We start from the raw sequence: 26,648 nt of genomic DNA, 5'->3' as shown, positions 1-26,648 counted from the left end.
GGCTTACTCCTCGACGTGCACGCTGTCGAGGTAGGTGCGCACCGCCCACAGGGCTTCCTGGCTGAGGTAGTCGGCCATTTTCGGCATGTACACCCGGCCATCGCGCACGGCGCCGTGGCGCACACGTTCCACGAACCATTCATCGCCGGCGTCGCCGGCATCGAGCATGCGCAGGTCGGGGGCGATGCCACCGGACTTGGCTTCCAGGCCATGGCACGCCGCGCAGTTCTGGTTATAGGCCGACGCACCGACCTCCACCGCTTTGTCATGTTCGGGCGTGGTGCGATAGGGGTTGGTGGCGGCCCAGCCATCGGCGTCCAGCGGCACGCCGGCGTCCTTGATCGGGGTGAGGCCTTTGGTTTCCACGGCGGTGGGCGTCACGTTGCCGTGAGCCCAGGCGGATCCACTGCTGATTGCACTGGCGATCAGGCAGGCGGTAATCAAGGCGTTGCGTTTTGTTGTCATTATTTTTTCCCTCGGGAGTGCACGCAAAACCTCTTGGCAGAGGCTATAGCAACCATCTTAGGAAGCACCCGGCAGGACCCGTATGCTGCTTTGGTGGGCGGGTTCTCATCCGTTGGTAGCAGGCCTTGTGGGGCACTGCTAAATCAGAGGCGGTTCGGGAAATTGTCCCGGCAACACCGGGACTTTTTCCGTATTCGCCACGGCGTTCACGTCGCACCCTGTGCAGGCCATAACCTCCACTGGGAACTGCAACCATGACAATAAGATCGCTACCCGCCCTCTCGCCGCTGAGCCTTGCCGTGCAGGCCTTCCTGCTGGTCGGCAGCCTGTCCTTGAGTGCGGCCAGCTTCGCCGCCGCCGAGCCTGCCAAACAGACCCGCAACGTCACCTGGGAAGACATCGCCAACGACCACCTGACCACCAAGGACGTGCTGCAATACGGCATGGGCACCAACGCCCAGCGCTGGAGCCCGCTGGCCCAGGTCAACGACAAGAACGTGTTCAAGCTCACACCGGCCTGGTCTTATTCGTTCGGCGACGAGAAGCAGCGTGGCCAGGAATCCCAGGCCATAGTCAGCGACGGCGTGGTCTACGTCACCGGCTCCTATTCCCGGGTGTTCGCCCTCGATGCGAAGACCGGCAAACGCCTGTGGACCTACAACCACCGCCTGCCCGACAACATTCGCCCGTGCTGCGACGTGGTCAACCGGGGCGCGGCGATCTTCGGCGACAAGATCTACTTCGGCACCCTCGATGCACGCCTGATCGCCCTCGACAAGAACACCGGCAAAGTGGTGTGGAACAAGAAGTTCGGCGACCACGCCGCTGGCTACACCATGACCGGCGCCCCGGTGCTGATCAAAGACAAGGTCAGCGGCAAGGTGCTGCTGATCCACGGCAGCTCCGGCGATGAATTCGGCGTGGTCGGCCAGCTGTATGCGCGCGACCCGGACACCGGCGAAGAGGTGTGGATGCGCCCGTTCGTGGAAGGCCACATGGGCCGCCTGAACGGCAAGGACAGCACCCCGACCGGCGACGTCAAGGCTCCGTCCTGGCCGGATGACCCGACCACCGAAACCGGCAAGGTCGAGGCCTGGAGCCACGGCGGCGGCGCGCCCTGGCAGAGTGCGAGCTTCGATGCCGAGACCAATACCATCATCGTCGGCGCCGGCAACCCTGGCCCGTGGAACACCTGGGCGCGCACCTCCAAGGACGGCAACCCCCACGACTTCGACAGCCTCTACACCTCCGGCCAGGTCGGCGTCGACCCGAGCACCGGCGAAGTGAAGTGGTTCTACCAGCACACGCCGAACGATGCCTGGGACTTCTCCGGCAACAACGAGCTGGTGCTGTTCGACTACAAGGACAAGGCCGGCAAAGTCATCAAGGCCACCGGCCACGCCGACCGCAACGGCTTTTTCTACGTGGTCGACCGCAACAACGGCAAGCTGCAGAACGCCTTCCCGTTCGTCGACAACATCACCTGGGCCAGCCACATCGACCTGAAGACCGGCCGCCCCGTGGAAAACGAAGGCCAGCGTCCGGCCAAGCCTTTGCCGGGTGAAACCAAGGGCAAGCCGGTGGAAGTCTCGCCGCCGTTCCTGGGTGGCAAGAACTGGAACCCCATGGCCTACAGCCAGGACACCGGGCTGTTCTACATCCCGGGCAACCAGTGGAAAGAGGAATACTGGACCGAAGAGGTCAACTACAAGAAGGGCTCGGCGTACCTGGGCATGGGCTTTCGCATCAAGCGCATGTATGACGACCACGTCGGTACCCTGCGGGCGATGAACCCGACCACCGGCAAGGTGGTGTGGGAGCACAAGGAACACCTGCCGTTGTGGGCCGGCGTACTGGCGACCAAGGGCAACCTGGTGTTCACCGGCACCGGCGACGGCTTCTTCAAGGCCTTCGACGCGAAGACCGGCAAAGAGCTGTGGAAATTCCAGACCGGCAGCGGCATCGTCTCGCCGCCGATCACCTGGGAACAGGATGGCGAGCAGTACATCGGCGTGACAGTCGGCTACGGCGGCGCGGTGCCGTTGTGGGGCGGCGACATGGCGGAGCTGACCAAGCCGGTGGCACAGGGTGGGTCGTTCTGGGTGTTCAAGATCCCGAGCTGGGACCTGAAAACCGCGCAGAAGTAACCTCACCCTATATGCGGGGGTCATCCTTTGTGGCGAGCGGGCTTGTCCCGCGTTGGGCAGCGAAGCGGCCCCCGGCTTTTCTCCAGCCTCACCGAGTCGTCAGGTTTTGGGCTGCTGCGCAGCCCAACGCGGGGCAAGCCCGCTCGCCACAGCAAGCCCGCTCACCCCAGGATCCCCAGAGGTCTCGCGATGAAATATCTGCCATTTTTAATCCTGCTATCCCTGCCCTTGGCTCACGCCGACGAGGGCGACGACGCGCCGCTGGTCATCAACGGCTGCACCCTGGCCGCACACAGCCAATGCCCCGGTGCCAACCTCAAGGGCGCCGACCTGAGCAACCAGGACTTGAGCAAAATGAACCTGGCCGGTGCCGACCTGCGCGATGCCGATCTGCGCCACGCCAACCTCGACCTGGCCAACCTGGAAAAAGCCCAGCTGCAAGGCGCCAACCTGACCCGCGCCAGCCTGCAACAAGCCAACCTGCGCCTGGCCGACTTCACCGGCGCCACGCTGATGGCCGTGCAAGGCTGGGGGCTGTTCGCCCAGGGTGCGCAGTTTGAAAACGCCAACCTCAGCGCCGCCTACCTGCAATTTGCCCGGCTGTCGGGGGCCAAGCTGCACCAGGCCAACCTGCGGGCGGCCGACCTGGAGATGACCTGGCTGAGCAAGGCCGATCTGCAAGGCGCCGACCTCAGCGACGCCAATCTGCAAGAAGCCAAGTTCGGCGAAAGCAACCTGGAAAAAGCCACGCTCACCGGCAGCCGCCAGCACTATGCGAATTTCCAGGATGCGAATATGGACGGTTGCAAGGATTGCCCGACCACCTGGGATCGTTAACCCGCCACCCGCACCACCCCCATGTCGATACCCAAATGCACCAACTCGGCATGGGAACTCACCTGCAACTTACTCTTGAGCAAGGTCAGGTGATTGGACACGGTCTTGCTGCTGATACTCAACTGAGCGGCAATCGCGCGCGCCGGGGTGCCCTTGGCGAGCATCAGGAAAATCTCCAGCTCACGCTGGGTCATGCTTTGCAGGCGCCGGTCGGTGGGGTGGTAAGCCAGCTGGGTGGCCAGGTCCTGTTCAATATAGGTGTGGCCGTCAAGAATGCGCTCGACCGCATCCAGCATCACCGCCGGCAACGCGCTTTTGGTCAGGTAGCCGGACGCACCGGCCTCCAGCGCCTGGCGCACCAGGGGCAACTCGGCATGCTGGCTGAAAAACAGCACGCGCAATTGCGGCAGGCGCTGGCGCAGGCGGCGGGTGGTTTCCAGGCCGCTGATACCCGGCAGGCCAAAGCCGATGATCACCAGGTTGGGTACCGCTTCGTGCACCCGCGTCAAGGCGTCCTCGCCACTCGCTGCTTCGCGCACCACCACATCCGGCAGCCCGCTGCGCAACAGGCTGGCGTAACCCAGGCGGACCACGGCGTGATCATCGACCAGCAGGATGTTCATAGTGCCTCCCATGGCAGTACCTCTGGCCATGCTAGAACCCCGGGGACCAATGGGACCTACTACTTTGGTACTGGTTTTGCTGTCTATCGTCGCATTCCCAAGGCAGCGGGACTGGCGTGTAATGGGGGCATAACGATAAGGACCGGACCCGCCATGCTGCCCGCTAGACTGCCACTTGCGGCACTGTTGTGCCTGTTCATCACGCACGTACAGGCCGACACGCCACTGTTTTCCGCCGATGGCTACCGCATCAGCCTGTACCGCAGCCCCACGCCCGAACACCTGCCCGGGGCCGTCATTGTCGACACCGCGGCCCTGCAGACGCTGTTGGCCCAGATGCCCGCACCGGTATTGATCGACGTGTACCGCCGCCCGTGGCTACAGGGTCGTTTCATCGAAGACCAGCCCCACGCCAACCTGCCCGGCAGTCACTGGCTGGCCAATACCGGCGACGGCGACCTCACGCCCGAGTGGCAAGGTTACTTTGTGCGTCACCTTTACAAGTACACGGGCGGCAACCTGGCTCGCCCGCTGGTGTTCTACTGCCGCGCCGATTGCTGGCTGAGTTGGAACGCGGTAAAACGGGCCGCCAACCTGGGCTATACCACTGTGTATTGGTACCGCGATGGTTTGGATGCATGGGAAGCGGCAAACCTGCCAGTAATGGCTGCGACACCCGAACCCTTTGAATAAAAAACCACAACAAGAAGGTGAACGGCCATGTACAAAATCCTGATCGCCGATGATCACCCGCTGTTTCGCGAGGCGATCCACAACGTCATCAGCGACGGTTTCCCCGGCAGCGATGTGATGGAAACCGCCGACCTGGACAGCGCCCTCGCCCTGACCCAGGAACATGACGACCTCGACCTGATCCTGCTGGACCTGAACATGCCCGGCATGCACGGCCTCAACGGCCTGATCAACCTGCGCAACGAGTCGCCGACCATCCCGGTGGTGATTGTCTCGGCCGAGCAGGACAAACAGATCGTGCTGCAGGCCATCACCTACGGCGCCGTGGGTTTTATCACCAAGTCATCACCGCGCCTGCAAATGACCGAGGCGATCCAGCAGATTCTCAACGGCAATGTGTACCTGCCGCCGGACATCATCCGCACCCAGAAAAACACCGGGCAGCGGCGGATGAATGACAGCCCGGGGTTTGCCCCGGAGCTCTTGCAGGCACTGACCCGTAAACAATTGCTGGTGCTGGAGCGGATGACCAAGGGCGAATCGAACAAGCAGATTGCCTATACGCTGGAGATTGCCGAGACCACGGTGAAGGCCCATGTGTCGGCGATTTTGCGCAAGTTGAATGTGCATAACCGGGTGCAGGCGATACTCAGTGCCGGAGATATCGATTTCGGCTCGTACCTGCGCCGCTGACGGTCTGACACTCCACAAATCAACTGTGGGAGGGGGCTTGCCCCCGATGGCAGAGTGTCAGTCAGCACATCCATTGATTGATGCACCGCTATCGGGGGCAAGCCCCCTCCCACAGTTGATCTGCATTTTGTCAGGGTCGGCTGAGCAGGTGACTCATGGCGATTTTCAGCTTCATGGGCCTGACGGGCTTGTGCATCAAGGTATGCCCCAACTCCCGTATCTGCTGCTTCAATTCTCGGCTCGTACCTGCGTCGCTGACCCTTTGACACATCACAAATCAACTGTGGGAGGGGGCTTGCCCCCGATGGCAGAGTGTCAGTCAGCACATCCATTGATTGATGCACCGCTATCGGGGGCAAGCCCCCTCCCACATTTGATCTGCATTTCGTCAGGGCCGGCTGAGCAGGTGGCTCATGGCGGTTTTCAGCTTCATGGGCCTGACGGGTTTGTGCATTAACGTATGCCCTAGCTCACGTATCTGCAGCTTCAATTCATTGCTGTAGTTGGCGGTGATCATCAACGCCGGCACCGCGCTCCCGCGCCGGGCGTTGATGCGGGCCACGGCGTCCACGCCGTTCTGGTCGTCGTCCAGATGGTAATCGGCAATCAACAGGTCCGCCCCGGCATGGTAGTTGTCCACCTGCCGCGCCAGGTCCTGTTCCGACAGCGCCGTGATCACCCGGCAGCCCCAGCCTTCGAGCAAGGTACGCATACCCGCGCAGATCGCCGCGTCGTTATCCAGCACCCACACCCGGGCACCTTGCAGGCGCTCGAGCAACGGCTCGCTCATGGAAGGCGCAGGCAGCGACTTGGGGGCCGTGGCGCTCAACGGTACCTCCACCGAGAACATCGAGCCTTTGCCCGGCCAGGACCTGACGCTGATGCGATGGCCGAGTATCCCGGCGATCTTTTCCACGATGGCCAGGCCCAGGCCCAGGCCGCGGTCCTGGTCCGGTCGCTGCACGTCGCCGCGTTTGAACTCCTGGAAAATCTCCTCCAAGCGCTCTTGGGCAATCCCCATGCCGCTGTCCCACACCTGGATCAACAGGCGCTGCTGCTGACGCCGGCAACCCAGCACCACCCGCCCCTGGTAGGTGTAGCGAATGGCATTGCTGAGCAGGTTGCGCAGGATCCGCGCCAGCAACTGGATGTCGCTGCGCACCAACGCAGAGCAGCCGACAAAGTGCAGCGCCAGGCCTTCGGCGCGGGCCAGCTGGGTGTACTCGGCGGCGAGGTTGTCGAGCAACTCACTCAAGGCGAACGGCGCGATATCGGCCTTGATCACGCCAGCATCCAGCTTGGAAATATCCACCAGGGTCCCCAGCAGGTTTTCCACGTCTTCCAGGGAGTTGCTCACATTGCGCACCAGGGCTTCGCTGGGACGCTCCAGCAAGGCACTGGTGAACAGCCGCGCCGCATTCAACGGTTGCAACAGGTCATGGCTGACGGCGGCGAGAAACTTGGTTTTCGACAGGTTGGCCTGCTCGGCCTCGAGCTTGGCTTCGCGCAGACGGGTTTCCATGCGACGGCGCTCGTCGATTTCCTTGAGCAGTTGGTCATTGAGCGACGTAAGCTCCGAGGTGCGCTGGGCCACGCGCTGTTCCAGATGCTGGTAGGCCTGGTGCAAGGCTTCGGCCGTGCGGCGGCGTTCGGTGATATCGCGGATCAACACGAAGATCCCCACCACCTCGCCACTGGCGAGCATGTTCGGTACATAGGAACGCAGCATGTAGCGTTCCTGGTGGTTGATGTTGGTTTCGGCGAACTCGAAGGTCACGCTCTCCCCCGCCAAGGCACGGGCGACGTAGGCATCCAGGCGCTGGCAATGCTGCTCGCTGTGCACTTCGCGCAGGCTCTGGCCGAGCATCATGCCGCGCGGCCAGCAGTACCATTCTTCATAAACCTTGTTGGTGAACTCATAGACCAGGTCGGCATTCAGGTAGCCAATCAGCGCCGGCACGTTGTCGGTGATCAGGCGGATCCAGCGCTCGCTCTCCTGGGCTTTCTGCGCCGCCGCCTGTTCGCCACGCAGCGTTTCGGCACGCAGGCGGGCGTTGATCAGCAGGTGGTTGCTGGCCTTGAGTTCGGCCATCGCCTGGTTCAGCGCGTCGGTGCGCTCGCGCACTTGCTCGGCCAGCACCACCGAATGCTGGAAGGTGGTGTAGGGGTTGTTGCCCTGGGGCATGCCGGACTCGATGCGCTCGATCAGCGCCACATTGATCCGCGCCAGCTTGAGGTTGTCCTGTTGCAGCCGGGCCAGCTGAGCGGGCAGGTCAGCGCCGGCCTCGGGCAATGGCGACCCCGGTGAAGGTCTGGTTGATGTGCATGCCATTGAACTGTTCTCCGTAGGTGTTGAAACCCATCACCCGCTGGTCCCGCAAGTAACCGCCGAGCTGTTCGAGGGTGCCGTTGTCCTCCAGCTCCAGGCGGCGCAAAAAGCAATCGCAGCCGATGGTCAGCAACAGGTCGCCGAGGCGCGCTTGCAGGCCGTCGAACAGAGCCTGCAGGTTCGGCAGCAGCGGGCCGGGCGTCATCACCGTCAGCACGATGCCGTTTTCCACCGCGCAGTAGAAACTCAGGCTGAGGTCTTCATGCACCTGCTGGATAGCGCGCACGTAGTATTGGTCGTGGATACGCACCGCCAACGGGTGGGCGGCGAACGTGCGGTGGTCGAGGTCGGCCACCGCCACACCGATATGCCGCGCGTACTCTTCGGCGGCGGGCTCGGCGTTGAGTTCGAACACACGGCGTGACGCGCTGTCGGCGCCGGTCACCACCAGTTTTTCCGTGCACGGCAGGATATGGTGGGTGGTGAACACCTCGAAATCCAGCCAGGTGTTGACCAGCATCACCACCGCCGCGCCGCTGTGGAACACGCCGTTGAAGTACACGTGGGTGTGGGTGAGGAAGTTGTCGTCACCGGCCGAGCCGCCGAAATGCGGGATATCCCCAAGGGCCGCGCTAAGGGCGGCGAGGACCATTTCTTCGCGGCTGGACAGGCCGTCAAGCAGGGTCAGCGCAAACGTGTTGCCCTTGATCGGCGCCAGCGTGTTGCTGCGACAGCCGCCGACCAGACGTTCGACCATGTCCTGGGCACCGATCAGGCTGAAGTGCTCGACCTGATCGATCAGCTCGGTGGCGATGGAAAAGTGCGCGTGGTTAAAGCCCATCGCGGTGATGCAATTACGGCCGTAGCCTTGGGGCGTGATTTCGCCGGCGCTGGTGCAGCCGACCACACGCACCTTGCCGAAGCACTGTTGCAGGGCCTGGCCAAGGGCCTGGAGGTCGTAGGACGCGGAACAGAAAAACAGCACAAAACCCAGGTACGGGTGCAGCAGTTGCTGGGCCAATTCCTCGGCGGCCTGCCCGGCATCGGTGGCCTGGGACATGGCGCTGACTACGCCTTCACTGTTGTGCATCGTTGCCTCCCCCTCTGAAGCATCAGTGTACGAAGGGCCTGGGCATGGGCCTATGCTACTTGGGTACTGGGTGGGGGATGCGATGGGATGAGGCTTTCAAGACCACTCTCTCAAAAGCCAATGGAGATCCAATGTGGGAGGGGGCTTGCCCCCGATTGCAGTGTGTCAGTCGATGCATGAGTGATTGATCCACCGCTATCGGGGGCAAGCCCCCTCCCACATTTTGATTGCATTTCAGATGACTACCACGTGAGGACAGCACCTACGGCAAAGGTATCGGTGTCTTCATTTTGGGCATGGGTGTCATGCGCCTCGATCTGGAACTGGTTGTACTCCGCCACCAGCTTCAGGTTGTCGCCGAGCTTGAGGTCGTCCACCTGCTTGGTCATGTTGAAGCCCAGGTAGTTGGGCAAGAAGCCCATCTTCACACGCGACTGGCGGCGGTCGTATTGGTCACCGGCACGGCCGACGTCACTATTGACGTAGAAGGCGTTGATGTAGCCATCGGTGGAGAAGGTGGTTTCGTCCTTGTCGTACAGCATGATTTCGGCGTCGGCGAATGGGCTGAGGCCCAGGCCGAGGATAAAGACAGGTAACAGACGCAGGGGGACGTTCTTATTATTATGCATGGTGCGCTCCGCAACGGGGACTTGATGTCGGAGGCGATTATCAAAAGGCGGTGGGCCATGGCATACGCTGCCTTGGCCCTGATTTGCGGATGCTTTGGAGAGGCAGCGGGTGCCCGGCAAGTTCGGTTTAGTCCAGGCCCGGCACTTAGGATGTAAGACCGGCCTTGACCAACATGCCCACGGCCACCACGACACACAGGCTGGCAAACCCCACTTGCAAGGTACGCGCAGGAATCACCGAACACAGACGCCGACCGGCCAGCATGCCGACGATACTCGCGGCGATAAACACCCAACCCACCGGCTCGATGCGCACACCGGCATGCAACGCGCCGGCCACGCCGATCAACGACAGCAGGCTGATCACCATCAGGGAGGTGGCGACGATGCCGCGCATCTGCACGTCGGTGAGTTGCTTGAATGCCGGCACGATCAGGAAGCCACCGCCGACACCGAGCAAGCCGGACACCGCACCGGTCACTGCGCCGAGAGCGGCCAGGGTCGCGCTGCATTTGGCAGTCCAGGCCAGGCGCCCGGTGTGCTGGTCGAGCATGCAGTTCTTCTGGCCCCAGGAGGCGGTGCCGTGGTCACTCGGCCCTGCCTCGCGTTTTTCCCGCTGCAACATGCGCCAGGCCACCAGCACCATCAATGCGCTGAACAGCCCCATCAACAGGGCTTCCGGCAATTGGTGGGCGAGATACACCCCCACCGGCGAAAACAGCGCGCCAAGCAAGGCGATCAGCAACGCCGCGCGGTAGCGCACCAAGCCATGGCGCAAACCATCGACCGCCCCCACCGCAGCCGCCGCGCCCACGGCGAGCAGTGACACCGGCGCCGCCTGGGTCATGCTCAAACCCAGGCCCAGCACCAGCGCCGGCACCCCGAGAATGCCGCCACCGGCGCCGGTCAGGCCCATGACCAGGCCCATCAACAATCCCAACACACTGGCGAGCAGCATTCAGTCCACCTTGCTCAGGCGGGTCAGCCATTCGCGGCCCTTGAGCATGCCGTTCCAGTAGAACCACGGCAGCAAGGTCGCCTTGAGGAACCACATCGAACGACGCGCCCGGGTCGGGTCCAGGGGAAAGGTCGGCAGCAGCTTGCCGCCATAGCCAAACTCGGCCAGCACCACCTTGCCCTTCTCCACCGTCAAGGGGCAGGAACCGTAGCCGTCATATTTGAGCGGCAACGGCGCCTGTTTGCGCAGGGCCAGCAGGTTTTCGGCAACCACCACGATTTGCTTGCGCACCGCTGCGGCGGTCTTGGCGTTGGTGGTGCCGCACACGTCGCCCAGGCCGAAGATATGCGGATACCGCAGGTGCTGCAGGCTATGGGGGTTCACCTCACACCAACCGGCGGCGTCGGCCAGTGGGCTTTGGCGGATAAAATCCGGGGACACTTGCGGTGGCACCACGTGCAGCAGGTCGAAGGTTTTCTCCTCGACGCGGACGTTACCCTCGGGGTCCTTCACCTCGAACCAGGCCTTGCGCGCAGGGCCATCGACTTTCACCAGGTTGGCATTGAACGCCAGGCGGGCGTTGTATTTTTCCACGTACTTCATCAGCGGCGGCACAAAGGTCGCCACCCCGAACAGTGCGGCGCCGGCCAGGTTGAATTCGACGTCGATATTGTTCAGCGTGCCCTGTTTGAGCCAGTGATCGCAGGACAGGTACATGGCTTTCTGCGGCGCACCCGCGCATTTGATCGGCATGGCCGGCTGGGTGAAGATCGCCTTGCCGCCCTTGAGTTGCTGCACCAACTGCCAGGTGTAAGCAGCGTGCTGGTAACTGTAGTTGGATGTGACGCCATGTTTGCCCAGGGTGTCTTGCAGCCCCTCGACCTTTTCCCAGGCCAGGCGCAGGCCGGGGCAGACGATCAGGTTGTTCCAGGTGACGCGCTGACCGCTGTCGAGCACCAGGGTCTGCTCATCGGGCAGCAGTTCGGTGACGGCGGCCTGTACCCAGGTGACGCCATTGGGCAGGACGTCGGCCAGTGGGCGGCGGGTTTTCTTCACGTCGTAGGCACCGCCGCCGACCAGGGTCCAGGCGGGCTGGTAGCAGTGGTGGTCGCTCGGTTCGATCAGGGTGATATGCAGGTGGGGATCGCGCTTGAGCAGGCTGGCCAGCAGGCCGATGCCCGCCGAGCCGCCGCCGATGACTACGATATCGCCACTGATGGTAGGGCCCCAGTGTTGGTCGGTCATGGTCTATCGCCTTTGTAATACATGCACACAAGGGTCGCTGCCGGATGGCGTCACGCCCAGCTTTTTATGACCGCGCCGCAGTACAGCCCGGACAGGGTCTTCATCACTTGAATCACTTCATGGCTGGCCAGCCCGTAGAAAATGTATTTGCCTTCCCGACGGGTGGCCACCAACCCTTCGTCACGCAGGATGCCCAACTGTTGTGACAGCGTGGGCTGGCGCACGCCGGTCAGGGCTTCCAGCTCGCCGACATTGCGCTCGCCCTGGGTCAGCTGGCACAGGATGAGCAAGCGATCCTCATTGGCCAGGGCCTTGAGCAAGGAGCAGGCCTTGGACGCCGATGCGCGCAACTGGGCAACTTCGCCTTCACTCAGAGTAGATTCCATTTGCCTCGGGTCCTTTGTGTCACTTAAGCTCGAAACATTATGTGAAAACGTAAACTGATTGTAACTACTTTTTTCTCCATCGGGGACGTTCGCCATGCCAGCGTTGATTCAAGCCTTTCTGGACGAGGCATCGTCGACCTACACCTACGTCGTCTATGAAACCGACGGCGGCCCGTGCGCCATTGTCGACTCAGTGCTCAACTACGATCCGGCCTCGGGGCGCACCGACACCGCCCAGGCCGATAACGTCATCGCCTTCGTGCGCGAGCACGGCTTGCAGGTGCAGTGGCTGCTGGAAACCCACGCCCACGCCGACCACCTGTCGGCGGCGCCCTACCTGCGCCGCACCTTGGGCGGCAAGATCGCGATTGGCCAGGCCATCAGCAAAGTCCAGGGCGTATTCAAGCACCTGTTCAACCTGGAGCCGGAATTTCGTGTAGATGGCTCGCAGTTCGACCACCTGTTTGCGCCGGATGAGGTGTTTCACATCGGCAACCTAAAGGCCCAGGCACTGCATGTGCCAGGGCATACTCCAGCGGACATGGCCTACCTGATCGACGGCCGATTGATCCTGGTGGGCGACACGCTGTTCATGCCGGATGTCGGTACCGCCCGCTGTGATTTCCCCGGCGGGGATGCGCGGCAGTTGTATGCATCGATGCGCAAGTTGCTGGCCTTTCCTTTGGAAACCGAACTGTACGTGTGCCATGACTACCCGCCGGAAGGCCGGGAGGCTAAGTGCCGGACCACAGTGGCCGAGCAACGCGCAGGCAATATCCATGTGCATGACGGCGTGGATGAAGCGGCGTTTGTAGAAATGCGCACCCGACGCGACGCCGGGCTGGGGATGCCGACGCTGCTGCTGCCGGCGATCCAGGTGAATGTGCGGGCGGGGAATATGCCGCCGGCGGAAGATAACGGCGTGACCTACCTGAAAATCCCCGTCAACCAACTCTGAAAATGGTCTCTGATCTGTAATGGGATCAAATGTGGGAGGGTGCTTGCCCCCGATTGCAGTATGTCAGACACATCATGTGTAGCTGATCCACCGCTATCGGGGGCAAGCACCCTCCCACTTTTATCAGGCACCCAGACTGATGCCATTGGCCGGCAGCGGCAGTGCGGTTTTATAGCGCACCTGCTTGAGCGCAAAGCTTGAGCGGATGTTCGCCACCCCCGGCACCTTGGTCAGAAAGTCCATCATGAAACGCTCCAGCGACTGGATCGTCGGTACCAGCACGCGGATGAGGTAGTCCGGGTCGCCGGCCATCAGGTAGCACTCCATCACTTCCGGACGGTCCGCAATTGCCCCTTCGAACTGCTGCAACGCCAACTCATTCTGCTTTTCCAGGCTCACGTGAATGAACACATTGACGTGCAGCCCCAGCAGGTCGGCGTCCAGCAGCGTGACCTGGTCGCGAATCAGGCCCAGTTCTTCCATCGCCTTCACCCGGTTGAAACACGGCGTGGGCGACAGGTTGACCGAGCGGGCCAGGTCGGCGTTGGTGATCCGTGCATTCTCCTGCAGAGCGTTGAGAATGCCGATATCGGTACGGTCCAGTTTGCGCATGAGACAAATTCACCTGTTTATTATGTTTATGCAGGTTTTTTATCCGCAAATGACCGCGGGCGCAACGAAACAGAGATAAATATTCTTCTACGCCACGCCTATGATTGTTGTAGGACAAGATTTCCCCTACCCGGGGACTGACTGTCAGCTAGCGCGCCCACTACAAGAAATTCACAAGATAGAGCGTAGAAAGCCATGACCCAGCAGTATGAACCACTGCGTCTGCACGTCCCTGAACCCTCGGGCCGTCCAGGCTGCAAGACCGACTTCACGTACCTGCGCCTGACCGACGCAGGCACCGTGCGCAAACCCGCCATCGACGTAGAACCCGCCGACACCGCCGACCTGGCCAAGGGCCTGATCCGCGTGCTCGACGACCAAGGCCAGGCCCTCGGTCCGTGGGCCGAAGGCGTCCCGGTGGAGATTCTGCGCAAAGGCATGCGCGCCATGCTCAAGACGCGGATCTTCGACAACCGCATGGTGGTCGCCCAGCGTCAGAAAAAAATGTCGTTCTACATGCAGAGCCTTGGCGAAGAAGCCATCGGCAGCGCCCAGGCCCTGGCCTTGAACATCGACGACATGTGCTTCCCCACCTACCGCCAGCAAAGCATCCTGATGGCCCGTGAAGTGCCACTGGTGGACCTGATCTGCCAGTTGCTGTCCAATGAACGCGACCCGCTCAAGGGCCGCCAGTTGCCGATCATGTACTCGGTGAAAGACGCTGGCTTCTTCACGATTTCCGGCAACCTCGCCACCCAGTTCGTACAAGGCGTGGGTTGGGGCATGGCCTCGGCGATCAAGGGCGATACCAAGATCGCCTCCGCCTGGATCGGCGACGGCGCCACCGCCGAATCCGACTTCCACACCGCCCTCACCTTCGCCCACGTGTACCGTGCGCCGGTGATCCTCAATGTAGTCAACAACCAGTGGGCCATCTCCACCTTCCAAGCCATCGCCGGCGGCGAAGCCACCACCTTCGCCGGACGCGGCGTCGGTTGCGGCATCGCCTCCCTGCGGGTGGACGGCAACGACTTCATCGCGGTGTACGCCGCTTCGGCCTGGGCTGCCGAGCGCGCGCGCCGCAACCTGGGGCCCACGCTGATCGAGTGGGTGACCTACCGCGCCGGTCCGCACTCCACCTCGGATGATCCTTCCAAATACCGCCCCGCCGACGACTGGAGCCACTTCCCCCTGGGCGACCCGATTGCCCGCCTCAAGCAGCACCTGATCAGGATTGGCCAGTGGTCCGAAGAGGAACACGCGGCGGTCAGTGCCGAACTTGAAGCCGAAGTGATTGCCGCGCAAAAGCAGGCCGAACAGTACGGCACCCTGGCCGGTGGCCAGATTCCAAGCGCCGCGACCATGTTCGAGGACGTCTATAAAGAGATGCCGGAGCACTTGAAGCGCCAGCGTCAAGAGTTGGGGGTCTGACATGAACGATCACAACAACAGCATTGAAGTGGAAACCGCCATGACCACCACCACCATGACCATGATCCAGGCCTTGCGCTCGGCCATGGATGTGATGCTCGAACGAGATGATAACGTGGTGGTGTTTGGCCAGGACGTGGGCTATTTCGGCGGCGTGTTCCGTTGCACCGAAGGCTTGCAGACCAAGTACGGCAGCTCGCGGGTGTTTGACGCGCCGATCTCGGAAAGCGGCATTATCGGCGTGGCCGTAGGCATGGGCGCCTATGGCCTGCGCCCGGTTGCCGAAATCCAGTTCGCCGACTACGTCTACCCCGCCACCGACCAGATCATCTCGGAAGCGGCGCGCCTGCGTTATCGCTCGGCCGGCCAGTTCACCGCGCCGCTGACCATGCGCATGCCCTGCGGCGGCGGTATCTACGGCGGCCAGACCCACAGCCAGAGTATCGAAGCGGTGTTCACCCAGGTCTGCGGCCTGCGCACGGTGATGCCGTCCAACCCGTATGACGCCAAGGGCCTGCTGATCGCCTCCATCGAAAACGATGACCCGGTGATCTTCCTCGAGCCCAAGCGCCTGTACAACGGCCCGTTCGATGGCCACCACGACCGCCCGGTAACACCGTGGTCGAAACACCCGCAAGCCCAGGTGCCGGACGGTTACTACACCGTGCCGCTGGACGTGGCCGCCATCGTGCGTCCGGGTTCGGCCGTCACCGTGCTGACCTACGGCACCACGGTGTATGTGTCGCAAGTGGCCGCCGAAGAAACCGGCATCGACGCCGAAGTCATCGACCTGCGCAGCCTGTGGCCGCTGGACCTGGAAACCATCGTCAAATCGGTGAAGAAGACCGGCCGTTGCGTGGTGGTACACGAAGCCACCCGCACCTGCGGCTTTGGTGCCGAGCTGGTGTCGCTGGTGCAAGAGCATTGCTTCCACCACCTGGAAGCGCCGATCGAACGCGTTACCGGTTGGGACACCCCCTACCCGCACGCGCAGGAGTGGGCGTATTTCCCAGGGCCGTCCCGCGTGGGTGCGGCGTTGAAACGGGTCATGGAGGTCTGAATGGGCACGCACGTTATCAAGATGCCGGACATTGGCGAAGGCATCGCGGAAGTTGAACTGTCGGTGTGGCATGTGAAGGTCGGCGACATGGTGGTCGAAGACCAGGTGCTGGCGGACGTAATGACCGACAAGGCGATGGTGGACATTCCCTCGCCGGTGCACGGCAAGGTGATCTCCCTCGGCGGCGAGCCGGGTGAGGTCATGGCGGTGGGCAGTATTCTGATCAGCATTGAAGTGGAAGGCGTGGGCAACGCCAAGGATGCGCCGGTCGTCAAAGAGGCGCCGAAGGCCGTACCGGTGATGGAAGCCAAGCCTGCACCGGTCGTGGTTGAAAGCAAGCCAGCACCGGTTGTCGCGGCCCAGGCCCCCGTGGCACGTGCCGCCGACGAGCGCCCATTGGCCTCCCCCGCCGTGCGCAAACACGCCCTGGACGCCGGGATTCAACTGCGCCTGGTGCAGGGCACGGGCCCCGCCGGGCGGATTCTGCACGAAGACCTCGACGCCTACCTGCAACAAGGCGCGGCAAAGCCTTCGGCAACGGCCAACCCTTATGCCGAACGCAACACCGAGGAACAGATCCCGGTGATCGGCATGCGCCGCAAGATCGCCCAGCGCATGCAGGACGCCACCCGGCGCGCCGCGCATTTCAGCTATGTTGAAGAAATCGATGTTACCGCCCTCGACGAGTTGCGCGTGCACCTCAATGAGAAACACGGCGCCACACGCGGCAAGCTGACCCTGCTGCCGTTCATCGTGCGCGCCATGGTCGTGGCGTTGCGCGACTTCCCGCAGATCAATGCGCGTTACGACGACGAAGCCCAGGTCATCACCCGCCTCGGCGCGGTGCATGTGGGCGTCGCCACCCAGAGCGATGTCGGCCTGATGGTGCCGGTGGTGCGCCACGCCGAAGCCCGCAGCCTGTGGGGCAATGCCGAGGAAATCGCACGTTTGGCCACGGCGGCGCGCAACGGCAAGGCCAGCCGCGATGAGCTATCGGGTTCGACGATTACCCTGACCAGCCTGGGCGCGCTGGGCGGCATTGTCAGCACGCCGGTGCTGAACCTGCCGGAAGTGGCCATCGTCGGCGTCAATCGCATTGTCGAGCGGCCGATGGTGATCAAGGGCCAGATCGTGGTGCGCAAGATGATGAACCTCTCCAGCTCCTTCGATCACCGCGTGGTCGATGGCATGGACGCGGCGCAATTCATCCAGGCCATTCGCGGCCTGCTCGAACAACCCGCCAGCCTGTTCCTGGAGTAAGGCATGACGCAGACATTGAATACCACCCTGCTGATTATCGGTGGCGGCCCTGGCGGTTATGTGGCGGCGATCCGTGCCGGCCAACTGGGTATCCCGACCATCCTGGTGGAGGGCCAGGCGCTGGGCGGCACGTGCCTGAATATCGGCTGCATCCCATCCAAGGCCCTTATCCATGTGGCCGAGCAATTCCAGCAAACCGTGCACCACAGCCAGGGCTCACAACTGGGCATCGAAGTGGATGTGCCAACCCTGGACATCCGCAAGAGCGTGGAATGGAAAGACGGCATTGTCGATCGCCTGACCACTGGCGTCGCGGCGCTGCTGAAAAAGCACAAGGTGCAAGTGATCCGCGGCTGGGCCAAGGTGGTGGACGGCAAGACCGTCGACGTCGGCGACCAGCGCATCCAGTGCGAACACTTGCTGCTGGCCACCGGCTCGAAAAGCGTCAACCTGCCAATGCTGCCGATTGGCGGGCCGATCATCTCCTCGACCGAAGCCCTTGCACCGAAAAGCGTGCCCAAGCGCCTGATCGTGGTGGGCGGCGGTTACATCGGTTTGGAACTGGGCATCGCTTACCGCAAGCTCGGCGCCGACGTGAGTGTGGTCGAAGCACAGGATCGTATCCTGCCGGCCTATGATGCCGAGCTGACGCAGCCGGTGAACGAATCCCTCAGGCAACTGGGCGTGAAGCTTTACCTCAAGCACAGTGTCACCGGTTTTGCCGATGGCAGCCTGCAAGTGCGCGACCCGAACGGCGACACCTTGTCGTTGGCCACTGATCAGGTGCTGGTTGCCGTCGGTCGCAAACCCAACACCCAGGGCTGGAACCTCGAAGCGCTGAACCTGGACATGAACGGCGCGGCGATCAGGATCGACAATCGCTGCCAGACCAGCATGCGCAATGTGTATGCCATTGGCGACCTGAGCGGCGAGCCGATGCTGGCGCACCGGGCCATGGCCCAGGGCGAGATGGTCGCCGAACTGATCAGCGGTAAGCATCGCGAATTCAACCCGGCGGCCATTCCGGCGGTGTGCTTTACCGACCCGGAACTGGTGGTGGTCGGCAAGACGCCCGACGAAGCCAAGGCCGCTGGCCTTGACTGCATCGTGTCGAGCTTCCCGTTCGCGGCCAATGGCCGGGCCATGACCCTGGAGTCCAAGACCGGCTTCGTGCGGGTGGTGGCACGCCGTGACAACCACCTGATCGTCGGCTGGCAAGCCGTGGGGGTGGGCGTCTCGGAACTGTCCACCGCCTTTGGCCTGAGCCTGGAAATGGGTTCGCGCCTGGAAGACGTGGCGGGCACCATCCATGCGCATCCGACCCTCGGCGAAGCGGTGCAGGAAGCCGCGCTGCGGGCGTTGGGGCACGCACTGCATCTGTAAAAACGCGGTGAGGCCATCGGGGGCAAGCCCCCTCCCACAGGGGAATGCATTCCAAATGTGGGAGGGGGCTTGCCCCCGATAGCGGTGGATCGGTCACACCCAGTGGCTCCCACACAAGCCAAGAATGCAGTATTGTTGCGCCCATCCAGAAAAAAACCGACTTGACCAACGATAGAGGGTGTCATGGGTAACGAAAGCATCAATTGGGACAAGCTGGGTTTTGACTACATCAAGACCGACAAGCGGTTTCTCCAGGTCTGGAAAAACGGCGAATGGCAAGAAGGCACCCTGACCGACGACAACGTGCTGCACATCAGCGAGGGCTCCACCGCCCTGCACTACGGCCAGCAATGCTTCGAAGGCCTCAAGGCCTATCGTTGCAAGGACGGTTCGATCAACCTGTTCCGCCCGGACCAGAACGCCGCCCGCATGCAGCGCAGCTGCGCCCGCCTGCTGATGCCGCACGTCTCGACCGAAGACTTCATCGACGCCTGCAAGCAAGTGGTCGCGGCCAACGAGCGCTTCATCCCGCCGTACGGCAGTGGCGGCGCGCTGTACCTGCGCCCGTTCGTGATCGGCACCGGTGACAACATCGGCGTGCGCACTGCGCCGGAGTTCATCTTCTCGGTGTTCTGCATCCCGGTCGGCGCCTACTTCAAGGGCGGCCTGGTGCCGCACAACTTCCAGATTTCCAGCTTCGACCGCGCCGCGCCACAAGGCACCGGTGCCGCCAAGGTCGGTGGCAACTACGCCGCCAGCCTGATGCCGGGTTCCGAAGCGAAGAAAGCCGGTTTTGCCGACGCGATCTACCTGGACCCGATGACCCATTCGAAAATCGAAGAAGTCGGCTCGGCCAACTTCTTCGGGATCACCCACGACAATAAGTTCATCACGCCGAAGTCGCCTTCGGTACTGCCAGGCATCACCCGCCTGTCGCTGATCGAACTGGCCAAGACCCGCCTGGGCCTGGACGTGATCGAGGGCGAAGTGTTCATCGACAAACTGGACCAGTTCAAGGAAGCCGGCGCCTGCGGTACGGCGGCGGTGATCTCGCCGATCGGCGGCATCCAGTACAATGGCAAGCTGCACGTGTTCCACAGCGAGACCGAAGTCGGCCCGATCACCCAGAAGCTCTACAAAGAGCTGACCGGTGTGCAGACCGGTGACGTCGAAGCGCCGCAAGGCTGGATCGTCAAGGTCTGAGTTACCTGGAAAAACCCGCCATCTCAGGCTGTGTGAAAACGCAGCCTGATCTGGCGGTTTTTTTCATTGTCAGGGGATATTCACCACTAGCTTCTTGCCCATGCTGATCCTGGGTTCCACCCCATACCCCAATGCCTCGTAGAACCCGACGACCCCCTCATTACCACTGGTGATCTGCAGGTTGATCTTCATGCAGCCCAGCGCCGTCAATACCTGTTCCGCATGCCGCACCAGCGACGATCCCAAACCCTGCCGCCGATAGTCCCCATGCACCGCCACTGAATACAGCCAGCCACGGTGCCCGTCGTACCCGGCCAGAATGGTCCCGATCACGGTTTTTTTGTCCGTCGCGACAAAGAACAGCCCATCGTCGACCGCCAGCTTCTTATCAATCGCCAGGGCGGGCAGGTTGTGCGCCGTTTCGTAGCCGAATGCCTCCTGCCATAACGCTACCACCTGCGCCCGGTGCTGACGGTCGCGATACGGCCCGATGGGATGCCGGGACAGCAGGGCCTTTTCCATCACCAACGTACGTTCGCTGCCGTGATAAACGTCGCGCACGGTGTGAAACCCCAATTTGGTGTAGAACGGCTCGGCGGTCAGCGATGACGGCACGCTCAGCACCGTCACCCCGGCTTCGCGGGCGCGTAGCTCAATCTCGATCATCAACAATCGCCCAATGCCCTGCCCTTGCAGCGCCGGGTTGACGAATACCGAGCGCACCACATTCGCATCCAGCGCTGCGGTGGCGACGATCACCTGATCCTGAATCGCTACCAGCACCACGCGACGCTTGAGCAGTTCCAGCACCGCCTCCGGCGTGAAGTTAGCGGCAACCCGCGCAATCACATGCGCCGGATAGTCCCGCGCGTTGCTGCTGTGCAGGGCGGCCAGGATGACCTGGCTGATGCCCTCGGCATCGGTGGCTTGGGCTAAACGAACGACGGTAGACATAATTCCTCCTGGCTGACACAGCTGCAACAAACACCACCCTACCCATGTGGGAGGGAGCTTGCCCCCGATAGCATGCTTTCAGATATAGATTTTCTGGCTGACCCACCGCTGTCGCGGGCAAGCCCCCTCCCACAGGTTACGTGCATTTCACTCCGGCAGCCGATTCGGCTGCCCTACCCCACTTTTCAGCTTTCCCGGCTGACCCACCCCTCGGTTTCAGCCGGGATTCATCCCGCACAACCCACAAAATACACCCACTGCTCACCCCATGGATGTCGTGCCCCCATGCAAACCACCAACACCGTCTTGATGATTCGCCCGGCGCGCTTTGCCTTCAACCCGGACACCGCGATCAACAACCGTTTCCAACGCCCGCCCCTCGACCCGCTCCACGCACAGCAGAAAGCGCTGGAGGAGTTCGACGGCTATGTCACCACCCTGCGCAATCATGGCGTGGAGGTTCTGGTGGTGCAGGACACCCCGGCGCCGCACACCCCCGACTCGATCTTCCCCAACAACTGGTGGAGCAGCCACGCCGACGGCAGCCTGGTGCTGTACCCGATGGAAGGCCAGAACCGACGACTGGAACGCGACAAAGGCGTGCTGCAAGTGTTGGAACAGCGATTTACGGTCAAGGACACCATCGACCTCAGCCACCTCGAACAACAGAACATCTTCCTCGAAGGCACCGGCAGCATGGTGCTCGACCGCCAGCACCGCATCAGCTACGCCTGCCACTCCGGGCGCACTCACCACGACGCCCTGCGCCAGTTCGCCGAACGCCTCGACTACCAGCTCTGCGTGTTCCATGCGGTCGACCGCCACCACGCGCCGATCTACCACAGCAACGTGATGATGAGCGTCGGCCGCGACCTCTCGGTGGTATGCCTGCAAGCCCTGCCGATTGCCGATGAGCGCCAGGCCCTGGAGCGCTCCCTGCGCGACACTGGCAAGGACATCGTCGCCCTCGACTTCGACCAGTTGGAAGCCTTCGCCGGCAACATGCTCGAAGTCCACGACCGCGACGGCCAGCCGCTGCTGGTGATGTCGGCCAGCGCCTGGGGCGCCCTGCAACCGACCCAGCGCCAACACATAGAACGCCACACCCGGCCGGTGGTGGTGAACATCGACAACATCGAACGCATCGGCGGCGGCAGTGCCCGCTGCATGCTGGCGGAAGTGCACCTGCCCGCCCGTCCCTCATTTCAATAAGGAGTCTTGCCATGACCCGCTATATCGACGTCAACGATCTCTGCTACCTGGTCTCGCAAAAAGGCCTGCCCACTTGCATCACCGAGATGGCCGAGTACATCCGCGCCGATTACCTGCGCTGGCAGGATTTCGAGAAATGCGCGCGCCTGGCCAACCACTCGCCGGACGGCGTGATCGAGCTAATGCCGGTGTCCGACGCGTCGCTGTATGCGTTCAAGTACGTCAACGGCCACCCGAAAAACACCCTGGCGGGCATGCTCACCGTGATGGCCTTCGGTGCGCTGGGCGATGTCGATACCGGCCTGCCGGTGCTGCTGGCGGAAATGACCCTGACCACCGCGATCCGCACCGCCGCCACCTCGGCGCTGGTCGCCCGCTACCTGGCCCGCGAGAACAGCCGCAGCATGGCGCTGATCGGCAACGGCTCGCAGAGCGAATTCCAGGCCCTGGCCTTCCACGCCATGCTCGGCATCAATGAAATCCGCCTGTTCGATATCGACGCCAAGGCCACCGCCAAGCTGGCGGCCAACCTCAAGGCCTTCCCGGCAATAAAAGTGATCCTGGCCGGCAGCGTGGCCGAGGCCGTCAAAGGCGCCGACATCGTCACCACCGTCACCGCCGACAAGGCCTACGCCACCATCCTCACCGACGACATGATCGAACCCGGCATGCACCTCAACGCCGTCGGCGGCGACTGCCCGGGCAAGACCGAACTGGACCGACGTATCGTCGAGCGCGCCCGCGTGATCGTCGAGTACGAACCACAAAGCCGTATCGAAGGTGAAATCCAGCACATGCCGGAAGATTCGCCGGTGACCGAGCTGTGGCAAGTGATCAACGGCCAGCAGCCAGGCCGCGAGAATGCGCGCCAGGTCACGCTGTTCGACTCGGTGGGTTTCGCCATCGAAGACTACTCGGCACTGCGCTACGTAATGGACGTCGCAAAAGCGCTGGATGTGGGCAGCACACTTGAACTGGTGCCGGACCTGGCCGATCCCAAAGACCTGTTCGCACGCCTGGCCCGGCAGCCCGGCGTACAGCAGAAAAGGCGTGCCTGAGACCGCTCTGGCCTGCTGCTTTGCGTCGATGGCAGGCCGGTTTTTCAGGGATGAAAAGCCGATTCAGCGGGTGTCACAGCCGATTCCGCTGCATTGCCAGTTTTAACAGCGCAATTCGCGCTTTGTGCACGGGGTAAACGACACAAAAAACGCACCATCATGAAGCATTCTCTGCTCCCAGTTATTCACTGCCCTGACATCAATTACAAAATATAGGGACCTGCACATGACTCCATTGCGATCACTCTTCGCCGCGCTGCTGTTGCCACTCTGCGCAAGCGCCGCCCACGCCCAGGACTGGAAAGAAATCCGCTTCGGCGTATTCCCCGAATACCCACCCTTCGAATCGGTGGCCGCCGACGGCAGCCTGCAAGGCTTCGATATCGAGTTGGGCAACGCGATCTGCGCCAAGCTCGAAGTGAAATGCACCTGGGTCCACAACGAATTCGACGGCATGATCCCGGCCCTGCGTGCGCGCAAGTTCGACGCGATCATGTCGTCCATGGCCGTCACCCCCGCCCGTGAAAAAATCATCGACTTCAGTGACCGGCTGTTCCTCAGCCCGACCTCGGTGATCACCCGCAAGAGCGCTGACTTCGGCGACACCCCGCAATCCCTCAAGGGCAAGCAGGTTGGCGTACTGCAAGGTTCGTTGCAGGAGGCCTATGCCCGTGCGCACCTGGCCAGGCTTGGGGCGCAGATCAAGGCGTACCAGTCCCAGGACCAGAACTACGCCGACCTGCAGAACGGCCGCCTCGACGCGACCCTGACCGACAAGCTCGAAGCCCAGCTCAACTTCCTGTCCAAGCCCGAAGGTGCCGACTTCAAGACCGGCCCGGCCTTCAAGGACCCGACCCTGCCCCTGGACATCGCCATGGGCCTGCGCAAGAACGACCAGGAACTGCGCACGCTGATCAACAAGGGTATCGCTGCCGTGCAGGCGGATGGCACTTACGCGCAGATCCAGAAGAAGTACTTCGGTGATCAGGATATCTACCACGAGTGATGCTCTGACCTCGCTGTGGAAACTTGCTTGTGTGGGAGGGGGCTTGCCCCCGATAGCGGTGGGTCAGTCAACTGATTTGGCACTGATACACCTCTATCGGGGGCAAGCCCCCTCCCACAAAAGGCAGCGTCCACAGTCAATCTCTGTGCTCCATCGAGATCATTTCCATGAATGAATTCCTCAACTTGCAGGGCTACGGCCCGATGCTCGCCCAGGGTGCGTGGATGACGCTCAAGCTGTCCTTCCTCGCCCTGGCCCTGAGCCTCGCCCTTGGTCTGATCGCCGCCGGCGCCAAGCTCTCCAGCGCCAAATGGCTACGGGTACCGGCCACGCTCTACACCACGCTGATCCGCAGCGTGCCGGACCTGGTGCTGATCCTGCTGATTTTCTACAGCCTGCAACTGTGGCTAAACGACCTGAGCGAAATGTTCGGCTGGGGCTACTTTGAAATCGACCCATTTACCGCAGGCGTCGTCACCCTGGGCTTCATCTACGGCGCGTATTTCACCGAGAATTTCCGGGGCGCGATCCTCAGCGTGCCGGTCGGCCAACTGGAAGCGGCGACCGCCTATGGGCTGAGCCGCTGGCAGCGTTTTCACCTGGTGCTGTTCCCGCAGCTGATGCGCTTTGCCCTGCCGGGCCTGGGCAATAACTGGCTGGTGCTGCTCAAGTCCACGGCGCTGGTGTCGATCATCGGCCTGTCGGACCTGGTCAAGGCCGCGCAGAACGCCGGCAAGACCACCAACGAGCCGCTGTACTTCCTGATCCTCGCCGGCCTGGTGTACCTGGTGATCACTACCCTATCCAACCGCATCTTCAAGCGCCTCGAACGGCGCTACAACCTCGGCATCAAGGGGATGGCGCGATGATCGAACTGTTCCAGCAATACGGCCTGGCCTACCTGTTCAGCGATGGCGCGGGGCTGTCCGGCGTGGCCATGACCCTGTGGCTGTTCATCATCTCGGTGGTGTTCGGCTTCGTGCTGTCGATTCCACTGGCACTGGCAAGGGTTTCCGAGCACTTCTGGCTGCGCTGGCCGGTAGAGGTCTACACCTACCTGTTCCGCGGGACGCCGCTGTATATCCAACTGCTGATTTGCTACACCGGGCTGTACAGCCTGGAAGTGGTGCAGGACAACGCCCTGCTCAACCAGTTTTTCCGCAACGCGCTGAACTGCACCCTGCTGGCCTTCGTGCTCAACACCTGCGCCTACACCGTGGAAATCTTCGCCGGGGCGATCCGCAATATTCCCCACGGCGAAATCGAAGCGGCCCGCGCCTATGGTTTGCATGGCTGGCGGCTGAACCTGTTTGTGGTGGTGCCGGCGGCCTTGCGCCGCGCGTTGCCGGCCTACAGCAATGAAATGATCCTGATGCTGCACGCAACCTCCCTGGCGTTTACCGCCACCGTCGCCGACATCCTCAAGGTGGCCCGCGACGCCAATGCCGAGACGTTCCTGACGTTCCAGGCCTTCGGCATCGCCGCCCTGCTCTACATGCTGCTGTCCTTTGCACTGGTGGGCCTGTTCCGACTGGCCGAACGTCGCTGGATGCGTTTTCTTGTTCCTACCCGAGGCTAACCCATGAATCAGTCCGCGCAGGCCCTGGCCACTTATCCCGTTGACGAACCCGTTGCCACACCCGCCACCACCGCTATCAAGCTGCAAGTCGAAGGCATCCACAAACGCTACGGCGAACACGAAGTGCTCAAGGGCGTATCGCTGAATGCGCGCAATGGCGATGTGATCAGCCTGATCGGCGCCAGCGGCTCCGGCAAAAGCACGATGCTGCGCTGCATCAACTTCCTCGAACAGCCGAACGCCGGGGTGATCACCCTGGACGGCATCAGCATCGAAATGCAGCAAGGCCGCGCCGGCACACGCGCGCCGCACCAGGCCCAACTGCAGAACCTGCGTACACGCCTGGCCATGGTGTTCCAGCACTTCAACCTGTGGAGCCACATGACCGTGCTGGAAAATATCACCATGGCCCCGCGCCGGGTGCTGGGCGTGAGCGCCGCCGAGGCGGAAAAACGCGCACGCCTGTACCTGGACAAGGTCGGCCTGCCGGGCCGCGTGGCGGATCAGTACCCCGCGTTCCTGTCCGGCGGCCAGCAGCAGCGCGTGGCGATTGCCCGGGCCCTGGCGATGGAGCCGGAGATCATCCTGTTCGATGAGCCGACTTCCGCGCTCGACCCAGAACTTGTAGGAGAAGTCCTCAAAGTCATACAGACGTTGGCCGAGGAAGGTCGTACCATGCTGATGGTCACCCACGAAATGGGCTTTGCCCGCCAGGTGTCCAGCCAAGTGCTGTTCTTGCACCAGGGCAAGGTTGAGGAACAAGGCGACGCCAGGATCCTCGACCACCCCAGCAGTGAGCGCCTGCAGCAATTTCTTTCCAACCGTTTGAAGTGAAAC

Annotated in this window: 25 protein-coding genes and 1 pseudogene; 16 read left to right on the top strand and 10 right to left on the bottom strand. The window is 62.3% G+C overall.

The features are described from left to right. Nucleotides 1–3 precede the first annotated feature (3 nt). Complete coding sequence (gene pedF / locus BM017_RS12665; RefSeq protein WP_092244694.1) at nt 4–465, bottom strand: cytochrome c-550 PedF; 462 nt, start codon at nt 463–465, stop codon at nt 4–6. A gap of 254 nt (nt 466–719) precedes the next feature. Between pedF and exaA the strand changes: the two genes are divergently transcribed. After that, on the top strand, nt 720–2,612 hold the full coding sequence (gene exaA / locus BM017_RS12660; RefSeq protein ID WP_083351482.1) for a quinoprotein ethanol dehydrogenase: 1,893 nt from the start codon (nt 720–722) through the stop codon (nt 2,610–2,612). A 189-nt stretch (nt 2,613–2,801) separates the two neighbouring features. Continuing rightward, on the top strand, nt 2,802–3,449 hold the full coding sequence (locus BM017_RS12655) for a pentapeptide repeat-containing protein (RefSeq protein WP_092244692.1): 648 nt from the start codon (nt 2,802–2,804) through the stop codon (nt 3,447–3,449). Here the strand turns inward: BM017_RS12655 and BM017_RS12650 are convergent. Next, nucleotides 3,446–4,072 carry a response regulator gene (locus BM017_RS12650; RefSeq protein ID WP_092244689.1) on the bottom strand — a complete coding sequence of 209 codons (627 nt, stop codon included), beginning with the start codon at nt 4,070–4,072 and terminating at the stop codon, nt 3,446–3,448. The two genes, BM017_RS12655 and BM017_RS12650, sit on opposite strands and share 4 nt — an antisense overlap. A gap of 153 nt (nt 4,073–4,225) precedes the next feature. Here BM017_RS12650 and BM017_RS12645 point away from each other — a divergent pair, with 153 nt between their 5' ends. Beyond that, nucleotides 4,226–4,765 (top strand): PQQ-dependent catabolism-associated CXXCW motif protein, encoded by a 540-nt coding sequence (locus BM017_RS12645; RefSeq protein ID WP_092244686.1) that lies wholly within the window; start codon nt 4,226–4,228, stop codon nt 4,763–4,765. A gap of 27 nt (nt 4,766–4,792) precedes the next feature. Beyond that, nucleotides 4,793–5,458: a response regulator transcription factor gene (locus tag BM017_RS12640; RefSeq protein WP_058427587.1), complete on the top strand. Its 666-nt coding sequence runs from the start codon at nt 4,793–4,795 to the stop codon at nt 5,456–5,458. A gap of 388 nt (nt 5,459–5,846) precedes the next feature. Here BM017_RS12640 and BM017_RS12635 read toward each other — a convergent pair whose 3' ends face one another. From BM017_RS12635 to BM017_RS12610, 6 genes and pseudogenes are all read right to left on the bottom strand, one after another. Further along, complete coding sequence (locus BM017_RS12635) at nt 5,847–7,790, bottom strand: PAS domain-containing hybrid sensor histidine kinase/response regulator (protein WP_170856075.1); 1,944 nt, start codon at nt 7,788–7,790, stop codon at nt 5,847–5,849. After that, nucleotides 7,732–8,877, bottom strand: a complete 1,146-nt coding sequence (gene nosP / locus BM017_RS12630) for a nitric oxide-sensing protein NosP (RefSeq protein ID WP_092244679.1) — start codon at nt 8,875–8,877, stop codon at nt 7,732–7,734. Before nosP ends, BM017_RS12635 begins: the two co-directional genes overlap by 59 nt. A gap of 299 nt (nt 8,878–9,176) precedes the next feature. Next, a pseudogene (locus BM017_RS12625) lies at nt 9,177–9,506 on the bottom strand (porin); the annotation flags it as partial. A gap of 145 nt (nt 9,507–9,651) precedes the next feature. Continuing rightward, complete coding sequence (locus BM017_RS12620) at nt 9,652–10,464, bottom strand: sulfite exporter TauE/SafE family protein (RefSeq protein ID WP_092244676.1); 813 nt, start codon at nt 10,462–10,464, stop codon at nt 9,652–9,654. Beyond that, a complete protein-coding gene (locus BM017_RS12615; RefSeq protein WP_092244674.1) occupies nt 10,465–11,709 on the bottom strand; it encodes an NAD(P)/FAD-dependent oxidoreductase in 1,245 nt (414 codons plus the stop codon). A gap of 50 nt (nt 11,710–11,759) precedes the next feature. Continuing rightward, the gene (locus BM017_RS12610; RefSeq protein ID WP_005789341.1) at nt 11,760–12,095 is read right to left on the bottom strand and encodes an ArsR/SmtB family transcription factor; all 336 of its coding nucleotides are present in this window, start codon (nt 12,093–12,095) and stop codon (nt 11,760–11,762) included. Between the two features lie 94 nt (nt 12,096–12,189). Here BM017_RS12610 and BM017_RS12605 point away from each other — a divergent pair, with 94 nt between their 5' ends. Then, on the top strand, nt 12,190–13,053 hold the full coding sequence (locus tag BM017_RS12605; RefSeq protein ID WP_092244671.1) for an MBL fold metallo-hydrolase: 864 nt from the start codon (nt 12,190–12,192) through the stop codon (nt 13,051–13,053). Between the two features lie 123 nt (nt 13,054–13,176). Here the strand turns inward: BM017_RS12605 and bkdR are convergent, their stop codons facing one another. Continuing rightward, the gene (gene bkdR / locus BM017_RS12600; RefSeq protein ID WP_092244668.1) at nt 13,177–13,665 is read right to left on the bottom strand and encodes a Bkd operon transcriptional regulator BkdR; all 489 of its coding nucleotides are present in this window, start codon (nt 13,663–13,665) and stop codon (nt 13,177–13,179) included. A 195-nt stretch (nt 13,666–13,860) separates the two neighbouring features. Here bkdR and BM017_RS12595 point away from each other — a divergent pair, with 195 nt between their 5' ends. The 5 genes from BM017_RS12595 to BM017_RS12575 all read left to right on the top strand — a co-directional run bounded on the left by BM017_RS12595 (nt 13,861) and on the right by BM017_RS12575 (nt 20,002). Beyond that, a complete protein-coding gene (locus BM017_RS12595) occupies nt 13,861–15,096 on the top strand; it encodes a 3-methyl-2-oxobutanoate dehydrogenase (2-methylpropanoyl-transferring) subunit alpha (RefSeq protein WP_092244665.1) in 1,236 nt (411 codons plus the stop codon). Nucleotide 15,097: 1 nt separating this feature from the next. Continuing rightward, nucleotides 15,098–16,156, top strand: coding sequence for an alpha-ketoacid dehydrogenase subunit beta (locus tag BM017_RS12590; protein WP_016978112.1), 1,059 nt, complete (start codon nt 15,098–15,100; stop codon nt 16,154–16,156). Beyond that, nucleotides 16,157–17,416, top strand: coding sequence for a dihydrolipoamide acetyltransferase family protein (locus tag BM017_RS12585; protein WP_092244662.1), 1,260 nt, complete (start codon nt 16,157–16,159; stop codon nt 17,414–17,416). Nucleotides 17,417–17,419: 3 nt separating this feature from the next. Next, the gene (gene lpdA / locus BM017_RS12580; protein WP_092244659.1) at nt 17,420–18,799 is read left to right on the top strand and encodes a dihydrolipoyl dehydrogenase; all 1,380 of its coding nucleotides are present in this window, start codon (nt 17,420–17,422) and stop codon (nt 18,797–18,799) included. A 183-nt stretch (nt 18,800–18,982) separates the two neighbouring features. Further along, complete coding sequence (locus tag BM017_RS12575; protein ID WP_092244656.1) at nt 18,983–20,002, top strand: branched-chain amino acid aminotransferase; 1,020 nt, start codon at nt 18,983–18,985, stop codon at nt 20,000–20,002. 69 nt (nt 20,003–20,071) lie between these two features. On the opposite strand, the gene BM017_RS12570 is transcribed toward BM017_RS12575, so the two are convergent. Further along, nucleotides 20,072–20,956, bottom strand: coding sequence for a GNAT family acetyltransferase (locus BM017_RS12570; protein WP_092244653.1), 885 nt, complete (start codon nt 20,954–20,956; stop codon nt 20,072–20,074). 285 nt (nt 20,957–21,241) lie between these two features. Between BM017_RS12570 and ctlX the strand changes: the two genes are divergently transcribed. From ctlX to BM017_RS12540, 6 genes are all read left to right on the top strand, one after another. Then, nucleotides 21,242–22,168 carry a citrulline utilization hydrolase CtlX gene (gene ctlX, locus BM017_RS12565; protein WP_092244650.1) on the top strand — a complete coding sequence of 309 codons (927 nt, stop codon included), beginning with the start codon at nt 21,242–21,244 and terminating at the stop codon, nt 22,166–22,168. Nucleotides 22,169–22,179: 11 nt separating this feature from the next. After that, complete coding sequence (locus BM017_RS12560; RefSeq protein WP_092244647.1) at nt 22,180–23,226, top strand: ornithine cyclodeaminase; 1,047 nt, start codon at nt 22,180–22,182, stop codon at nt 23,224–23,226. Nucleotides 23,227–23,452: 226 nt separating this feature from the next. Then, nucleotides 23,453–24,232, top strand: coding sequence for an ABC transporter substrate-binding protein (locus BM017_RS12555; RefSeq protein ID WP_092244644.1), 780 nt, complete (start codon nt 23,453–23,455; stop codon nt 24,230–24,232). A 167-nt stretch (nt 24,233–24,399) separates the two neighbouring features. Then, a complete protein-coding gene (locus BM017_RS12550; protein ID WP_071492097.1) occupies nt 24,400–25,101 on the top strand; it encodes an ABC transporter permease in 702 nt (233 codons plus the stop codon). Then, entirely contained in the window at nt 25,098–25,811 is a 714-nt protein-coding gene (locus BM017_RS12545) for an ABC transporter permease (RefSeq protein ID WP_065903984.1), read from the top strand. Before BM017_RS12550 ends, BM017_RS12545 begins: the two co-directional genes overlap by 4 nt. Nucleotides 25,812–25,814: 3 nt before the next feature. Then, nucleotides 25,815–26,645 carry an ABC transporter ATP-binding protein gene (locus BM017_RS12540; RefSeq protein WP_256575628.1) on the top strand — a complete coding sequence of 277 codons (831 nt, stop codon included), beginning with the start codon at nt 25,815–25,817 and terminating at the stop codon, nt 26,643–26,645. The last annotated feature ends 3 nt before the right edge of the window (nt 26,646–26,648 follow it).

The sequence above is a fragment of the Pseudomonas sp. NFPP04 genome, from assembly GCF_900113815.1.
Lineage (GTDB): Bacteria > Pseudomonadota > Gammaproteobacteria > Pseudomonadales > Pseudomonadaceae > Aquipseudomonas > Aquipseudomonas extremorientalis.
The sequence above is the reverse complement of the archived record's forward strand: the minus strand, read 5'-3'. Positions and strand labels throughout refer to the sequence as shown.

What these genes read in the sequence shown, in the direction of transcription:
- BM017_RS12590 (WP_016978112.1), top strand. Translation starts at nt 15,098, where the DNA reads ATGAACGATCACAACAACAGCATTGAAGTGGAAACCGCCATGACCACC.
- BM017_RS12655 (WP_092244692.1), top strand. Translation starts at nt 2,802, where the DNA reads ATGAAATATCTGCCATTTTTAATCCTGCTATCCCTGCCCTTGGCTCAC.
- BM017_RS12575 (WP_092244656.1), top strand. Translation starts at nt 18,983, where the DNA reads ATGGGTAACGAAAGCATCAATTGGGACAAGCTGGGTTTTGACTACATC.
- BM017_RS12650 (WP_092244689.1), bottom strand. Translation starts at nt 4,072, where the DNA reads ATGAACATCCTGCTGGTCGATGATCACGCCGTGGTCCGCCTGGGTTAC.
- BM017_RS12635 (WP_170856075.1), bottom strand. Translation starts at nt 7,790, where the DNA reads ATGGCATGCACATCAACCAGACCTTCACCGGGGTCGCCATTGCCCGAG.
- BM017_RS12595 (WP_092244665.1), top strand. Translation starts at nt 13,861, where the DNA reads ATGACCCAGCAGTATGAACCACTGCGTCTGCACGTCCCTGAACCCTCG.
- BM017_RS12555 (WP_092244644.1), top strand. Translation starts at nt 23,453, where the DNA reads ATGACTCCATTGCGATCACTCTTCGCCGCGCTGCTGTTGCCACTCTGC.
- BM017_RS12550 (WP_071492097.1), top strand. Translation starts at nt 24,400, where the DNA reads ATGAATGAATTCCTCAACTTGCAGGGCTACGGCCCGATGCTCGCCCAG.
- BM017_RS12615 (WP_092244674.1), bottom strand. Translation starts at nt 11,709, where the DNA reads ATGACCGACCAACACTGGGGCCCTACCATCAGTGGCGATATCGTAGTC.
- BM017_RS12640 (WP_058427587.1), top strand. Translation starts at nt 4,793, where the DNA reads ATGTACAAAATCCTGATCGCCGATGATCACCCGCTGTTTCGCGAGGCG.
- BM017_RS12620 (WP_092244676.1), bottom strand. Translation starts at nt 10,464, where the DNA reads ATGCTGCTCGCCAGTGTGTTGGGATTGTTGATGGGCCTGGTCATGGGC.
- BM017_RS12540 (WP_256575628.1), top strand. Translation starts at nt 25,815, where the DNA reads ATGAATCAGTCCGCGCAGGCCCTGGCCACTTATCCCGTTGACGAACCC.
- BM017_RS12560 (WP_092244647.1), top strand. Translation starts at nt 22,180, where the DNA reads ATGACCCGCTATATCGACGTCAACGATCTCTGCTACCTGGTCTCGCAA.
- lpdA (WP_092244659.1), top strand. Translation starts at nt 17,420, where the DNA reads ATGACGCAGACATTGAATACCACCCTGCTGATTATCGGTGGCGGCCCT.
- BM017_RS12545 (WP_065903984.1), top strand. Translation starts at nt 25,098, where the DNA reads ATGATCGAACTGTTCCAGCAATACGGCCTGGCCTACCTGTTCAGCGAT.
- exaA (WP_083351482.1), top strand. Translation starts at nt 720, where the DNA reads ATGACAATAAGATCGCTACCCGCCCTCTCGCCGCTGAGCCTTGCCGTG.
- bkdR (WP_092244668.1), bottom strand. Translation starts at nt 13,665, where the DNA reads ATGCGCAAACTGGACCGTACCGATATCGGCATTCTCAACGCTCTGCAG.
- BM017_RS12605 (WP_092244671.1), top strand. Translation starts at nt 12,190, where the DNA reads ATGCCAGCGTTGATTCAAGCCTTTCTGGACGAGGCATCGTCGACCTAC.
- pedF (WP_092244694.1), bottom strand. Translation starts at nt 465, where the DNA reads ATGACAACAAAACGCAACGCCTTGATTACCGCCTGCCTGATCGCCAGT.
- BM017_RS12570 (WP_092244653.1), bottom strand. Translation starts at nt 20,956, where the DNA reads ATGTCTACCGTCGTTCGTTTAGCCCAAGCCACCGATGCCGAGGGCATC.
- nosP (WP_092244679.1), bottom strand. Translation starts at nt 8,877, where the DNA reads ATGCACAACAGTGAAGGCGTAGTCAGCGCCATGTCCCAGGCCACCGAT.
- BM017_RS12585 (WP_092244662.1), top strand. Translation starts at nt 16,157, where the DNA reads ATGGGCACGCACGTTATCAAGATGCCGGACATTGGCGAAGGCATCGCG.
- BM017_RS12645 (WP_092244686.1), top strand. Translation starts at nt 4,226, where the DNA reads ATGCTGCCCGCTAGACTGCCACTTGCGGCACTGTTGTGCCTGTTCATC.
- ctlX (WP_092244650.1), top strand. Translation starts at nt 21,242, where the DNA reads ATGCAAACCACCAACACCGTCTTGATGATTCGCCCGGCGCGCTTTGCC.
- BM017_RS12610 (WP_005789341.1), bottom strand. Translation starts at nt 12,095, where the DNA reads ATGGAATCTACTCTGAGTGAAGGCGAAGTTGCCCAGTTGCGCGCATCG.